The sequence below is a fragment of the Nocardiopsis oceanisediminis genome (assembly GCF_048595525.1).
Taxonomy (GTDB): domain Bacteria; phylum Actinomycetota; class Actinomycetes; order Streptosporangiales; family Streptosporangiaceae; genus Nocardiopsis_A; species Nocardiopsis_A oceanisediminis.
The window spans coordinates 3,610,333-3,624,416 of sequence record NZ_JAFMZJ010000001.1 but is presented as its reverse complement, the minus strand read 5'-3'; the positions used below and the strand labels follow the sequence as shown (position 1 = coordinate 3,624,416).

General features: G+C 76.6%; 13 protein-coding genes. 4 read left to right on the top strand and 9 right to left on the bottom strand.

The window, feature by feature from the left end; genetic code table 11:
- Position 1 precedes the first annotated feature (1 nt).
- The 6 genes from J0910_RS16130 to J0910_RS16105 form a co-directional block, all read right to left on the bottom strand.
- Entirely contained in the window at positions 2 to 1,276 is a 1,275-nt protein-coding gene (locus J0910_RS16130; protein WP_420159338.1) for a Gfo/Idh/MocA family protein, read from the bottom strand.
- A gap of 208 nt (positions 1,277 to 1,484) precedes the next feature.
- Positions 1,485 to 2,510: an ABC transporter permease gene (locus J0910_RS16125; RefSeq protein WP_420159337.1), complete on the bottom strand. Its 1,026-nt coding sequence runs from the start codon at positions 2,508 to 2,510 to the stop codon at positions 1,485 to 1,487.
- Complete coding sequence (locus tag J0910_RS16120; RefSeq protein ID WP_420159336.1) at positions 2,507 to 3,550, bottom strand: ABC transporter permease; 1,044 nt, start codon at positions 3,548 to 3,550, stop codon at positions 2,507 to 2,509. Before J0910_RS16120 ends, J0910_RS16125 begins: the two co-directional genes overlap by 4 nt.
- A 166-nt stretch (positions 3,551 to 3,716) precedes the next feature.
- A complete protein-coding gene (locus tag J0910_RS16115) occupies positions 3,717 to 5,348 on the bottom strand; it encodes a sugar ABC transporter ATP-binding protein (RefSeq protein WP_420159335.1) in 1,632 nt (543 codons plus the stop codon).
- A 26-nt stretch (positions 5,349 to 5,374) separates the two neighbouring features.
- A complete protein-coding gene (locus tag J0910_RS16110) occupies positions 5,375 to 6,463 on the bottom strand; it encodes a substrate-binding domain-containing protein (RefSeq protein WP_420159334.1) in 1,089 nt (362 codons plus the stop codon).
- 56 nt (positions 6,464 to 6,519) lie between these two features.
- The gene (locus tag J0910_RS16105) at positions 6,520 to 7,704 is read right to left on the bottom strand and encodes an ROK family transcriptional regulator (RefSeq protein WP_420159333.1); all 1,185 of its coding nucleotides are present in this window, start codon (positions 7,702 to 7,704) and stop codon (positions 6,520 to 6,522) included.
- Positions 7,705 to 8,025: 321 nt separating this feature from the next.
- Here J0910_RS16105 and J0910_RS16100 point away from each other — a divergent pair, with 321 nt between their 5' ends.
- The 4 genes from J0910_RS16100 (at position 8,026) to J0910_RS16085 (ending at position 11,200) form a co-directional block, all read left to right on the top strand.
- Entirely contained in the window at positions 8,026 to 8,778 is a 753-nt protein-coding gene (locus J0910_RS16100; protein ID WP_420159332.1) for an SAM-dependent methyltransferase, read from the top strand.
- A 186-nt stretch (positions 8,779 to 8,964) separates the two neighbouring features.
- Positions 8,965 to 9,639, top strand: a complete 675-nt coding sequence (locus J0910_RS16095) for a TetR family transcriptional regulator (protein ID WP_420159331.1) — start codon at positions 8,965 to 8,967, stop codon at positions 9,637 to 9,639.
- Entirely contained in the window at positions 9,636 to 10,604 is a 969-nt protein-coding gene (locus tag J0910_RS16090) for an alpha/beta fold hydrolase (protein WP_420159330.1), read from the top strand. Before J0910_RS16095 ends, J0910_RS16090 begins: the two co-directional genes overlap by 4 nt.
- Positions 10,605 to 10,645: 41 nt before the next feature.
- Positions 10,646 to 11,200 carry a GNAT family N-acetyltransferase gene (locus tag J0910_RS16085; protein WP_420159329.1) on the top strand — a complete coding sequence of 185 codons (555 nt, stop codon included), beginning with the start codon at positions 10,646 to 10,648 and terminating at the stop codon, positions 11,198 to 11,200.
- 342 nt (positions 11,201 to 11,542) lie between these two features.
- On the opposite strand, the gene J0910_RS16080 is transcribed toward J0910_RS16085, so the two are convergent.
- From J0910_RS16080 to J0910_RS16070, 3 genes are all read right to left on the bottom strand, one after another.
- On the bottom strand, positions 11,543 to 11,962 hold the full coding sequence (locus J0910_RS16080) for a DUF4440 domain-containing protein (RefSeq protein ID WP_420159328.1): 420 nt from the start codon (positions 11,960 to 11,962) through the stop codon (positions 11,543 to 11,545).
- A 461-nt stretch (positions 11,963 to 12,423) separates the two neighbouring features.
- Complete coding sequence (locus J0910_RS16075) at positions 12,424 to 13,077, bottom strand: response regulator (RefSeq protein WP_420159327.1); 654 nt, start codon at positions 13,075 to 13,077, stop codon at positions 12,424 to 12,426.
- Complete coding sequence (locus J0910_RS16070) at positions 13,074 to 14,078, bottom strand: sensor histidine kinase (RefSeq protein ID WP_420159326.1); 1,005 nt, start codon at positions 14,076 to 14,078, stop codon at positions 13,074 to 13,076. The genes J0910_RS16075 and J0910_RS16070 overlap by 4 nt, the downstream gene beginning before the upstream one ends.
- Positions 14,079 to 14,084 lie beyond the last annotated feature (6 nt).

The following is a 14,084-nucleotide window of genomic DNA, read 5'->3' as shown; positions in this document are numbered from 1 at the left end:
GTCAGCGCCCCGGCCGCCAGGTGCCCTGGGCGACGTCGGGGACGAAGGAGGAGATCCGCTCGGCGGTCGCCGGGTCGGCGAGGTCGATCCGGCGCCCCTCCTGGGCGGAGAGGTAGGCGGCCATCAGCAGCCGGGTGACCTCCAGCCCGTCGTCCAGCCCCTCGGCGGGGGCCTCGCCGTCGAGGAAGCGGGCGGCCATGTGCCGGTCCTCCTCGGTGTAGCCGTAGGCGGCGGCCTCGTCGGGCAGCAGCGGCATCAGCCCGCCCTCGGCGTTCTGCTTCTCCACCAGGTCCTCGCCGGGTCTTCCGGCGATCTCCCGGCTGAGGAACATCTTCGCCTCGGTGTCCAGGCTGTTCACCGCCATGCTGTACTCCGGGCCGAGCAGCTCGAAGCTGAGCCGCAGGCCCGCGCCGACGTAGCTCCAGGACGTGGTGCCCTCGGCGACCACCTCGTCGCCTTCGCCGTTGCGGTAGACGACGGTGGCGCGGGCGTAGTCCTCCGACGGGCGGAGCCGGTAGTCCACCTCCGGGCCGTACCGCCGGACCAGGTCGTCGGCGTAGTCCGGCCGGGACCACTTCAGGCAGGCGATGGTGGCGTCCACGCTGACCGGGGTCAGCCACTCGCCGGCCGGGACCCCCGGCGGGGTCAGCAGGTAGCGGCCGGCCTCCACGCTGTGGCACATCATGTCGTTGAGGACGCCGCCGCCCTGCTTCTCGCCCTGCCAGAACCACGCCTTGTGCGGGCCGCTGTGCTCCTCGGCGCAGCGCGCCAGGTAGGGCGTTCCGGACACGGCGGCGCCGCGCGCCCACACCAGTTCGTGCGCCCGGGTCACCCCGGGGGCGAACACCTGGTTCTCCAGGTAGCCGTGGAGCAGCCCGGCGCCTTCGACCAGGCGCAGCACCTCCTCGGCCTCGGCGGCGGTGCGGCCCAGCGGCTTCTCGATCGCGATGCCGCGCAGTACCGCGCGGCCGGAGGAGACCTCTTCGGCGATGGCGCGCACCGTCTCCACCCGGACGTGGTTGGGCGTGGTCACCCAGACCGCGTCCACGGCCGGGTCGCGCACCATCTCCCGGACGTCGGCGTAGGGGGCGGGGTCGCCGACCCGCAGCTCCCGGGCCAGGTCGCAGAGCTCGCGCACGGACGCCTCGGTGCGCCCGCAGACCGCGGTCACGTCGGCGTCGCGCACCCCCTGGAAGGCGCGGGTGTGGAAGCCGGCGATGAACCCACTGCCCACGATGCCCACGCCGAGCCGGCCGCCGCTCTTCCGCGCCGTCATCGGGCCTCCCCGGTGCGGGAGGGGGCCGGGAGGTCCGTCGCCCGGGCGCGGCCGCCGGGGCGCGGTCCGCACTGCGGGAACCAAGCACGCATGTGAGCTCCTGTGGTTCGTGGTCGTCCCCGGGCCGGCGCGGCCCGGTCCTGGGGTCCGCCCCGGTGGCGGGGCGGAGGTGTCGCGTCGTCCTCTCCGTGCTCCGTGCGGCGCCGGGTCACTGCCGGAGCCGCTTCTGCCTGCCGTAGGCGGTCAGGACGGCGATGAGCACCGCGCCGTAGATGATCTGGCGCGGCGCGTCGCCCCACTCGCCGCCGCCGACCTGGGTGACGCGGAGCAGGGTGTCCAGGACGGTGAGCAGCACGGCGCCGATGGCGGTGCCCAGGTAGCCGCCGACCCCGCCGATCAGCGCGGTGCCGCCGATGACCGCGGCGGCCACGCTGTTGAGCATGTAGTCGGTGCCCAGGCTGGTGTAGACGTTCTGGGCGTAGCCGAGCAGCAGCAGCCCGCCGACCCCCGCGAACAGGGAGGAGAGGACGTAGGCGGCGAACTTCACCGCCGCGGGGCCGACCCCGGACAGGTAGGCGGTGGCGGGGTTGCCGCCGACGGCGTACAGCCGCCACCCGAAGGGGCTGCGCCGCAGCATCCAGATGACCAGGGCGGTCAGCCCGAGCCACAGCCACAGCACGCCCGGGATGCCGGCGACGGTGTCCCCGGTGACCAGGGTGCGCAGCAGCGGCGCCGCGGAGCCTTCGGGGCGGCCGCCGGTGTAGAGCCGGATGAACCCGGTGATCACGGCGATCATGCCCAGCGTCATCACCAGCGGCGGGACCCGGAAGACGAGCACGCCGACCGCGTTGACCGCGCCGACGGCGCAGCAGGCGGCCAGGGCCAGCAGCACGGCGGCGAGGAGCCCGTCGTCGGTGCCGGCCATGAACCGGGAGGCGATGATCGCCGACAGGGTGGCGGTGGCGCCCACCGACAGGTCGATGCCCTCCCCGCCGGCGATGATGACCAGGGTCTGGCCGATGGCGATCACGCCGAGGAAGGACGCCACGGTGAGCAGTGTGACCACCTGCCCCCACTCGGCGAAGGACGGGGAGTGGAGCACGGTGGCCGTCCACAGCAGCAGTGTGACCGCGGCGGAGACGGCCACCGGGTCGCGGAGCAGCCTGCGGGCGGCGGAGGGCCGCCGCCCCGGGGCCTGCGGTGCGGCGGGGGCGGGTGCGGTGGAGGTGCTCAACGGTTCGCTCCCTGGAACGCGGGCCGCTGCGCGGCGCGGGCGGTGAGCAGCCCGGCCAGCGCGATCGCGGCGATGATGACGCAGCCGTAGACGAACTCCCGGGCGTCGGTGGGCACCCCGGCGAAGAAGACCAGCCCCTGGATGAGGGAGAGCACGATCGCGCCGGTGATCGCGCCGCCCACCCCGCCGGAGCCGCCGCGCAGCCGGGTGCCGCCGATGACCAGCGCCGCGATCGACCCCAGGGTCAGCTCGGCGCCCAGGGTGGGGTCGCCCGCGCCGGAGTCGGCCAGCAGCGCGGTCCCGGCGAGCGCGGCGATCAGGCCGCCGAGGGTGTAGGAGAGCACCCGCACCGCGGAGACCGGGACGGCGGAGGTGTAGGCGGCCCCGGCGTCGCCGCCCACCGCGTACAGGTACTGGCCGAAGCGGTGCCGGCGCAGCACCCGCCAGGCCAGCCAGAGCAGCAGGAGCAGCACGGCCGGCACCGGGATGTAGGCCAGGACCACCATCCGGTAGGCCTCGGTGAGCAGCGGTGACGCGGTGCCGCCGGGTTCGGGCAGCACCAGCAGCGCGGCGCCGCCGAACATCGAGCCGGTGGCGAAGGTGGCGACGATCGGCTGGAGCCGGAGCCCGGCCACGACCAGCCCGTTGAGCAGGCCGCACGCGGCGCCGGTGGCCAGCCCGGCCGCCAGCGCCAGCGGCAGGCGCGCGTCGTCGCCCTGCATCAGCACCACCGACACCGCGGAGGAGAGCGTCACGACCGCCCCGATGGACAGGTCGATGCCGCCGCCGAGCACGATGACGGTCTGCGCGGCGGCGATGGTCGCCAGCGGCAGGAAGGTGGCGAAGCTGGAGGTCAGGCCGTAGGGGGAGAAGAACCCGGGCTGCAGTGCGGCGGAGGCGGCCACGGTCGCGGCCAGCAGTGCGGCGACCGCGACCGCCGGCATCCGCGCGGACGGCAGCGCCCGCCCGGCGCGGACCGGGAGCGGCGGCGGGCCCGCCGCCTTCGGCGGGGGTCCTCCGGTTCTGCTGGGGGTGCTCATCGTCCTCCCTCGGCTTCGGTCCGGTCGGCGCGGTTCCGCCGCGGGGCGGCGGAGGGGCCGGCCCGGCGGTCCCGGCCCCTCCGCCCGTGCGGCCCCGGCCCGCCCGCGGGGCCGGTCGGCGGGGCGGCCGGTTCGGGGGGCTCCGGCGTCCCCTCCCGGGTGCGGGTCACGGGCGGCCTCCCCCGTCGGGGGCGGCCGGTTCGGGGAGGTCGCGGGCCGCGCCGCCGCTGCGGGCGGCGGCCGCGTCGGCGCGGGTGATGTGCATGGAGGCGGCGATGAGGGCGTCCTCGGTGAGGCGGTCGCCGGAGACCTCGTCGACGACGCGGCCCTCGAACATGATCAGGACGCGGTCGCAGACCTCCACCAGCTCCCGGTCGTCGCTGGAGCCGAGCAGCACGGCGGCGCCGGCGGCGGCCAGTTCGGCGACGACCGCGAACATCTCCGCCTTCGCGCCGACGTCGATGCCCTTGGCCGGGTCGTCCATCAGCACCACGGCCGGCTCGGTGGGGAACCACTTGCCGACCACGACCTTCTGCTGGTTCCCGCCGGACAGGGTGGAGACCGGGTCGTCCAGCGAGCCGTAGCGGATGCCGATCCGCTCGGCGACGGCGCGCGCCGCGGCGAGTTCGCGGCGCCGGGACAGCGCCGCGCCCAGCAGGGCCCGGCGGCCGACCGAGGGCAGCGCGAAGTTCTCCAGGACGGGCCGGCCCAGCGCCAGGCCCTGGGCGCCCCGGTTGCCGGGGACGTAGGCGAAGCCGGCGCGCACCGCCTGCTTGGGCGAGCGGGGGTGCACCGGCGCGCCGCCGAGCAGGACGGTCCCGCCGGTGCGCCGCTCCGCCCCGAACAGGGCGGCCAGCAGGTCGGACTGGCCCTGGCCCTGCAGGCCGCCCAGGCCCAGCACCTCGCCGGGGCGGACCCGCAGGGAGACGCCGTGCAGCCGGGGGCCGGAGAGGTCGCGCACCTCCAGCAGCGGCTCCGCCGACGCCGCGGCGGGCGGGGGCGGCCCGGCGGCCCGCGCCGCCGCCCGGCCGGCCTCCCCGGCCGGGCGCTCCCGCGCCCCGGCCCCGCCGGACATCAGCTCGACCAGCTCCCGCTCGGGCACCTCGCCGACGGTCACGGCGGCGGTGTCGGCGCCGTTGCGCATCACGGTGGCCCTGTCGCACAGCGCCAGGATCTCGGCCAGCCGGTGCGTGATGAACAGGACGAGCACGCCCCGCTCGCGCAGCTCGGCCAGCACCTCGAAGAGGACGTCGACCTGGCCGCGGCGGAGCGAGGCGGTCGCCTCGTCCAGCACCAGCACCCGCGGGTCGCGCACCAGGGCCTTGCAGACCTCCACCACCTGCCGCTCGCCGGGGTCGAGGTCGCCGGCGCGCTCGCCGGCGGGCACCCGGCCGCCGAAGGCGGGGGCGAACCGCTCCAGCCACGGGAGCGCCCGGGACCGGGCCGCGCGCAGGTCGCGCAGGCCGAAGCGGGCCGGCTCCACGCCCAGCACCAGGTTGTCCAGCACGGTGAAGTCGTCGATCAGCGACAGCTCCTGGTAGACCGCGCTCACCCCGGCGGCCAGGGTGTCCCGCGGGCCGCGCGGGCGCAGCGGCCGCCCGTCCAGCAGGACCTCCCCGGCGTCCGGTGCGACCACGCCGGTGAGCACCTTCAGCAGGGTCGACTTGCCGGAGCCGTTGGGGCCGAGCACGGCGTGCACGGTTCCGGCGTCGGCGGCGAAGTCGGCGCCGGCCAGGGCGGTGACCCCGCCGTAGCGCTTGCGCACCCCGGTCATCCGCAGAAACGGCGTCGTGTCCACAGGACTCTCCCTGTCCGCGGCGGCCCCTACTCGAAGTAGGCGCCGGCCTCCTCGCGGGTGATGGCGTGGTCGACGGCGTAGGCGTCGGGCTCGTCGGCGACCTCGTCGAAGCGCTCGTCGAAGTTCTCGTCGGTGACCGGGTCGGGGATCGGCAGGAACAGCGAGTTGCCGTCCAGGGAGTCGGCGGCGAGCTCCCCGCCCTGCAGCATCCCGACCGCGACGTGCAGCGCCGACACCGACACCGAGGGCGGGTTGGGCACCCCGATGCTGCTGTAGTCGCCGTTCTCCTCGCGCTGCTCGGCCCACTGCTTCATGTAGCCGACCCGCGCCTCGCCGGTCATCGCGATCTCGCCGACCTTCTCCTCGGCCTGCAGGGCCTGGAACGCGCCGAGCGCCATGCCGTCCTGCACGAAGATCCCGTCCACGTCGGGGTTGCCGGCCAGCAGGTCGCGGGTGACGGTCTGCCCCTTGCTCTGGTCCCACTCGGCGAAGTCGCCGGCGACGACCTCCACCCCGGCCTCGTCGAAGACGGCCTGGGCGCCCTCCCAGCGGTCCTCGTTGGCGGGGTGGCCGTCGATGCCGTTGACGGCGATGATCTCGCCGCCCTCGCCGACCTCCCCGGCCAGCCACTCCGCGGAGATCGAGGCCCATTCGGCCTGGTCGATGACGACGTTGGTGACGTGCTCGGACTCCACCGCCTGGTCGATGGCGACGATCCGGATGCCCTGCTCGGCGGCCTCGGCGAAGACCTGGTCCAGGGCGGTGGGGGAGTTGGGGTTGACGATGATCGCGTCCACGTCGGACCGGATCAGGTTGCGGATCTGCTGGATCTGGCCGTTGACGTCGACGTCGGCGCTCTCCACCACCAGTTCGTCGACGACGCCCTCGTCCTGGTACTCGGCGAAGGCGTCCTCCAGGGTGGACAGCATCTGCTCGCGCCATTCGCTGCCGATGAAGCCGTTGCTGACGCCGATGGTGAACGGGCCCTCGGCGCCGCCGTCGCCTCCGCCGCCCTCCGGGGTGCTGCAGGCGGTGGCGGCGAGCACGGCGCCGGTGGCGGCCAGCGCGCCGAGCGCGTACCGGCCGGGGGTGCGCCGAAGCGGTTTCGAACCCATCGTGGGCCTCCATGTGCTGGATGTTCGGGGGATGTCGCCTGGGTGCGGGCGGCGGGTCACCGCGCCGCGCCCGCCGGGCCGGCCGCGCGCCCGGCCAGGGCCCGGTCGATCTGCTCGGGTGCGAGGACGTGGTCGATGGCGAGCCGGCCGGCGCCGAGCGCGCCGCCCTTCTCGCCGGCTCCGCTGGGCGCCACGGTGAGCCGGTTGGTGGCCAGCGGCAGGGACCGCCGGTAGATGACCTCCCGGACCCCGGCGAGCAGCGGCTCGTGCACGGCGGCCAGTGCGCCGCCGACGACGATGGCCTCCGGGTTGAAGAAGTTGACCAGGCCGGCGAGGACGTCGCCGATGCCGCGGCCGGCCTCGCGGACCAGCCGGACCGCGAGCGGCTCCCCGGCGGCGGCCAGGGCGGCCACCGCGCGGCCGTCCGCGGCCGGCACGCCCGCCTCGGTGAGCCGGGCGGCCAGGGCTCCGCCGCCGGCGACCGCCTCCAGGCAGCCGGTGTTGCCGCAGCGGCACGGGGCGTCGCCGGCGCCGGGCACCCGGATGTGCCCGATGTCGCCGGCGGCGCCCTGGGCGCCGCGGTGCAGCCGGCCGCCGGCGATGATGCCGCAGCCGATGCCGGTGCCGACCTTGACGAACAGCAGGTTCTCCGCGGCGGTGCGGCCGTGCCGGAGCTCGCCCAGCGCCAGGGTGTTGACGTCGTTGTCGACCAGGACGTCGAAGTCGTAGCGGCCGGCGAAGTGGGCGGGGACGGGGTACTCGTGCCAGCCGGGCATGATCGGCGGGTTGACCGGCCGCCCGGTGGCGAACTCGACGGGGCCCGGCACCCCGATTCCGACCGCTTTGACCGTTTCCAGGGGGCGGTCCGCCTCGGCGAGCAGCTCCCGGATGCGCTCCTCGATGTGCCGCATCACCGGTTCCGGGCCCTCGGTGATGAGCAGCGGGTCCTCCCGGTCGGCGAGCAGGGCGCCGCCGATGTCCATCAGCGCCACCCGGCAGTGCGTGGCGCCGAGGTCGACCCCGGCGACGCAGTTGCGGTCGGTGTTGAGCCGCAGCACCCGGGGCGGCCGCCCGCCGGTGGAGGCGCCGGTCTCGCACTCCTCCACCAGGCCGTGGGCGATCAGGGCCTCCACCCGCTGGGCGATGGTGGACCGGGCCAGCCCGGTGATCCGGGCCAGCTCGGCCCGGGTGCCGGCATCGCCCCGGCTGATGAGGTCCAGGACCTCGCCCGGAGAGTTCACCGCGGCCTCCCGAGGACTCGGTGCGGAGCGCGGGTGCGCGGTCCGCGGGCGGCCGCACACCCCTGAGTGTGATCTGAGCCACGAAGCTATGCCTGGTTATGGCGACCGTCAATCCCCCTTTTGCCGAAAATCGATGAAAGTCGGCGGAGATCCATCTGATCTCGACGAAAGGGGGAGGGCCCGCCCGGCCGGGGGCGGATCCGGTGCGCGCCGAACGGGCCTGCGGCGGCCGGGGACCGAACCGCGCCCGGTGGCCCGCCCGGGGCGGAGTCCGGAAAAGCACTGGCGCCCGCACGGCCCCGCGCGGGACCATCCAGGGCGATGACCGATGCACTGCGATTCCACGAGCGCGCCGAAGCGCTGCACACCATCCTCAACCCGATCAGCGAGGCGGGGCTCGACCTGGTCGGCGAGATCTGCGCGCCGACCGCGGCGACCCGCCTCCTCGACCTGGCCTGCGGCAAAGGCGAGCTGCTCTGCCGGTGGGCGCACCGGTACGGGTCCTCGGGGACCGGGGTCGACCTCAGCCCGGTGTTCCTGACCGCGGCGCGGGAGCGCGCCGCCTCCCTCGGCGTCGTCGACCGGGTCGCCCTGGTCGAGGGCGACGCCGCCCGCTACGCCCGGGAGGAGGCTCCGGAGGGCGGCTTCGACGTCGTCTCCTGCCTGGGCGCCACCTGGATCGGCGGCGGCCTGGCGGGCACCGTGGAACTGATGGCCCCGCTGCTGGCTGAGGGCGGCACGATGCTGGTCGGCGAGGTCTACTGGCGCGGCGCCCCGAGCGCGGCGTGCCTGGAGGCGTACGGCTTCGGCCCGGACGACTTCGCCGACCTGCCCGGCACCGCCGGCCGCTTCGCGGCGGCCGGGTTCGAGCTGGTCGACATGGTGCTCTCCGCCCCCGGCGACTGGGACCGCTACGTCGCCACCCAGTGGCGGGCGGTCCACGCCTGGCTCCGGGAGAACCCCGGCCACCCCGACACGGAGGAGATGCGCGCCTTCCTCGACCAGGGCCGCCGCGGCTACCTGGAGCACGGCCGGGACGAGATGGGCTGGGGCGTCTTCGTGCTGCGCCGCTGACCCCGGGGCGCCGCCCGGCTCGGCCACGGCACCGCGCTCCTCGCCGGCGCGCCAGCGCCGGGGCTCTGCGCCGTGCGCGGCGCCCGCCCCCGGGACCGGGGCGCGGGCCCGCCCGGGGCCGCGGCCGTAGTGACCAGATCGCATAGTATGGTCACTACGTTGCCGGATCGGCCCGAGGAGGCGGCCATGCCCCGACCGACCATCCCCGACCGCGCCGGGACCGTGCTGGACCGCGCGCGCGAGGTGATCCTGGAGAAGGGCTACCGCCGCTCCACCATCGCCGGCATCGCGGCCCGGGCCGGGGTCGGCAAGGGCGCCGTGTACCTGGACTTCGCCTCCAAGGAGGAACTGCTCGACGCGCTGCTCGCCCGCTCCATGCGCTCCCTGGTCCGCGAGGTGCGGGACCGGGCCGCCGCCTCCCCGGAACCGGTCTCCCTCTCCGCCGCCTTCCGCTTCGGCCTGGAGGCCCTGCTCAACGACCGGCTGCTGCTCGCCCTCTACCTCTCCGACGAGGACGTCCTCGGCGACTACGTCCGGAGCAGGGGCCCCGAGCGCTACCGCGCCCGGATGGACTGGCTCGGCGACTACCTCGGCGACCTGCAGCGGGCCGGGATGCTCCGCGAGGACCTCGACCCCCGGGCCGGCTCGCTGCTGATGTCGGTGTTCGGGGTCGGCCTGGCCAACGCCGCCTCCTCGCTGGGCGGGCTGCCGCCGGAGCGGCTGGCCGAGGCGGTCTCGCTGATGGCCGACCTGATCACCGCCGGCTGGGAGGAGCCCGCCTCCCGCGCCGACCCGGAGGCCGCGCGCCGCGCCCACGCCGCCCTGCTCGACCGCCTCGACGCCCGGATCGGAGCCGAATGACCCCCGCCGGCGCCTTCACCGACCCCACCGACCTGCGCCTCTCCGGCGGCCCGCTGCGGATGTACCGGGCGGGCCCGGCCGGCGGGCCCCCGGTCCTGCTGCTGCACGGGGCCATGCTGGACACCGCCCCGCTCATCTGGCACGCCCTCATGCCGCACCTGGCCCGCGACCGCGACGTCATCGCGGTCGACCTGCCCCGCCACGGCGGGTCGCGCCCCTGGACCGGCCGGCTCGACCAGGCGGTGCTGGAGTCCGCCGTCGACGAGCTGCTGGATCTGCTCGGCGTGGAGCGGACCGCGCTGGTGGGCCTGTCCATGGGCGGCTCGGTCGCCGCCGGCTACGCCGCCTCCCGCCCGGAGCGGGTCACCGCCCTGGCCACGATCAGCGCCGGCGGCCTGGAGGAGGTCCGCCCGGCCCACTTCCTCACCTGGTGCCTCCTGCAGTGGGAATGGCCGCTGCGCAGGGCGACCGGCCTGCTGGCCCGCCCCTCCGTGCTGCACCGGGCCATGCGGGCGCACCTGGTCCGGGGCGCGCAGACCCCCGGCTACCCGTGGATGATGGCGCGGATCGAGGAGGAGGGGCGGCTCCGGGCCGCGCACCGCGAACTCGTACTGGACGACTTCCAGATCCACTCCTACGGCCCCCGCCGGATGCGCACCTTCCTCATCCCGGAGCTGCACCGGGTCCGGGCCCCCTCGCTGTGGCTGCACGGCGTGCACGACAAGGCGATCGACGAGCGGGCGGTCCGCCGCGCCGCGTCGGCCGCGCCCGGCGGCCGCTACGCCGACATCGAGCGCGCCGGGCACCTCGCCCCGCTGGACGAACCCGACCAGGTCAACGAGCTCATCGGCGGGTTCCTCGACGGAGCCGTACCCGCCGGCGCCCGGCCCCGCGGAGGCGAGGAGGGCGGCGCGGAAGGCGCGGTTCCCCGGTCTCCGCGCCCCGGGCCGGGAGGTATAGCCTGATCCGCGCAGCGGACGGGCGGCGACGGGAACGGGGGCGGCGGATGCACGCGGACGGGGAGACCAGGACCGGAACGGCGCGGCCGGCCGGGCCCGAGGACGTGCCGGCCCTGGTCGAGCTGGTCAACTCGGCCTACCGGGGCGAGGGCTCCAAGGAGGGCTGGACCACCGAGGCGGACCTGCTCGGCGGGCAGCGGATCGACGCCGAGGGCGTCACCGCGCTGCTGCGGACCCCCGACACCGCCGTGCTGGTGGCCGAGGCCGGCGGGCGGCTCACCGTCTGCTGCGAGCTCAAGCGCTCCGGGGAGGGCGACGCCTACTTCGGCATGTTCTCGGTCAGCCCCGCCGCCCAGGGGAAGGGGCTGGGCGGCGCGATGATGACCGAGGCCGAGGGGTACGCGGCCCGGGTGTGGGGCGCCCGCCGGATGCGGATGCTGGTGATCCGCCAGCGCGGGGAGCTGATCGCCTGGTACGAGCGGCGCGGCTACGCCCGGACCGGCGCCGTCTCGCCCTTCCCCTACGGCGACGAGCGCTTCGGCATCCCCCGCCGCGACGACCTGGAGTTCATCGAGCTGGCCAAGGAGCTGCCCGGGGCCTGACCCCGGGGCGGAAGGCGCGCGCCCCCTCCCGGTGCCCCTTCCGGAAAGGCGCCCCGCGCCCGGCCGCCGACGGATGCCCATCGCGGTCGCGTCCGCCCCCGCCGCCGTGCTCGCCCTCTGCTCGCCCTGGAGCGGCCCCATCGGCCCCGCCCCGGCCGGAGGCGGGCCCGCACGCACTCCCCGCCGCACCGCCGACCGGGCGGTCCGCGGAGCTTCCGGAGCAGGGGCCCCTCCGGCCCCGAAGCGGGGGAGGAGGGCGCCACCGGTGACGTGAACGGCGGCGGCGAGGCCGCCGCCCCCGTCCCCGCCCGGCGGGGACTGAGCGCCCCGGGCCGGCCCCGGTCACCCCTCCGGCGGCGCGATCCAGGTCTCGTGCAGGTGCTTCCAGCGCAGCCCGTTGCGGGCCCCGGGGTCCCGGGCGAAGACCACCGTGCTGCGGCGGACGCTGGACGGCGCCTCCTGGTGCTCCTCGTAGGCGGCGACGACGAGGGCCCCCTCCGCGGCCACCAGCCGGACCCCGCGGATCCGCACCCCGATGCCGGGCGCCGCGCCGTGCCCGCCGCCGAAGCCGGACGCGACCGCGTCCCGGTCCAGCACCCCGCCGTCCGGGCCGCACAGGGTGAAGTCCGGGGTGTGCATGGCGACGAACCCGCCGAGCAGGCCGGGGTCGGCGGTGCCGCGCAGCCACTCCTCGATGAAGCGGTGGTGCTCCTCGATCTCCGCGGCCGCGGTCCGCGCGGTCTGCTCGGTACCGGTCTCCATCGGGGTCCTCCTGGGCGGTGGTCGGGGTGCCACTGGGGCAGGCCCATTGTGCCGCCCCGTGCCGACCGGGCCGACCCCGCTCAGAGGCTGTCGGGCATCCGGCCGGTCGCCCGGAGTGCCCGACCGCGGTTCGGGAGAGGTGGGGACCGGGGGCCCGACGCCGCGGGCCGTGCGCCGCCGTCCCACTTCCGCGTCGATCTTGGAGTTGCGGGGCTGTCAGAGCGCTCTGATGGGCCCGCAACTCCAAGATCAACGGGGCGGTCCGCTGCCGAGCACCCCGGGCGACCACCCGCACACCCGACAATCCCTCAGGCGCCCGGTCGGGCGGAGCCCCGCGCCGAAGCGCGCGGTGCCGGCGCCCCGGCCTGCGCGGGCAGGCGGCCGGGGCCGCTCCGAACCCCGGGCGGACCGCCCCTCCGGAGTACCGGGCGCACGCACCGGGCAGGGCATCCGGCGCCGCCTCAGCCGCCGACCAGGCCGGCCTCGTAGGCGATGATCGCCGCCTGCACCCTGTTGTCCGCGCCCAGGCTCTGCAGGACCGAGCTGACGTGCGCCTTGACCGTGCCCTCGGCGAGGAACAGCCGCTCGGCGACGGCCTGGTTGGACAGCCCTTCCCCGACCAGGGCCAGCACGTCGCGCTCGCGCGGGGTCAGCGCCGCGACCCGCTCCCGGGCGGCGTCGCCGCGGGACATCCGGCCGCCGCGCAGCTCCCCGATGACCCGGCGGGCCACCCGGGGCGACAGGTAGGCGGCGCCCTCCGCCGCCGCGCGCACCCCCAGGACGAGCTCGCGGGGGTCGGCGGCCTTCAGCAGGAACCCGGAGGCCCCCTCCTCCAGTGCGCGGGCCACGTAGGCGTCCTCGTCGAAGGTGGTGAGCATGGCGACCGCGATGTCCGGCGCGGCCCTGCGCAGCTCCGCCGCGGCGCCCAGCCCGTCCAGGACCGGCATCCGGACGTCCAGCAGGACGACGTCGGGGCGGTGCGACAGGGCCAGCTCCACCGCGCTGCGCCCGTCGCCGGCCTCCGCGACGACCTCGATCCCGGGGTCGGTGCGCAGGATGGTGGCGACCCCGGCGCGCACCAGCGGTTCGTCATCGGCGAGCAGGACCCGGATCATCGGTCCCCTTCCTCTTCCCGTGCCTGCGGTGCGGCGGCCCCGTCCAGCGGGATGCGGGCCCGGACGGCGAAGCCCCCGCCCTCGGGCCCGGCGCTGAGCTCCCCGCCGAGCAGCTCGACCCGGGCGCGCAGCGCGGCCAGCCCGGTGCCGCCCCCGGCGGAGCCGGCCGGGGCGTCCGGCGCCCCGTTGACCACCGACACCTCCATGCCCTCCGCCGACCGGGCGAAGCCGACCCGGACCGCGGCCCCAGGAGCGTACCGGGCGGCGTTGGTGAGCGCCTCGCGCACCATCCGGTGCACGGCCCTCCCGGCCAGCGGCGGCAGCGGGCCGGGGCCCTCCTCCGGTTCGGCCCGCACCCGCATCCCCGCCTCGGCGGCGCGGCGGACCAGCTCGGCCGCGGACTCGTCGGGCACCGCGGTGCCGGGGTCCTCCCCGGCGCGCAGCACCGCCAGGGTGGCGCGCAGCCGGTCGGTCGCCTGCACCGCGAGGGAGCGCAGCTCGGCCGCCGCGGCGCGGGCCTCGGGGGCGGAGCCGGGGTCGAGCTCCAGGGCGCCGGCGCGCAGCGCCATCAGGGCGAGCGCGTGGCCGAGGGAGTCGTGCACGTCCTCGGCGATCCTGGTCCGCTCGCGCAGCCGGGCCCGCTCGGCCACATGGGCCTGCTCGCGCTCCAGCCGGGCGACCCGCTCCCGGCCGGCCTCCACCAGCTGGGCCTGCTGCCGGAGGTAGCGGCCGGCCAGCCAGGGCAGGGCGACCGCGAGCGCCACCGAGAAGAGCACGGTCAGCCCGGTGCCCCGGTCGGCGGGGAGGGCGGCGGCGCCGGCCAGCCCGGCGGCGCCGAACACCCACCGCTCCCAGGGGGTCGGCAGGGCGCGCCCGAGCAGGTAGGAGGCGCCGCCCAGCGGCAGGTAGAGGAGCTGGCGCCACAGCGGCAGGGAGACCGTGTCGAAGCCGTTGGCCACGGCGGCCGCGGCGACGGCGGCCAGCAGCAGGCCGTTGATCACGGGGAG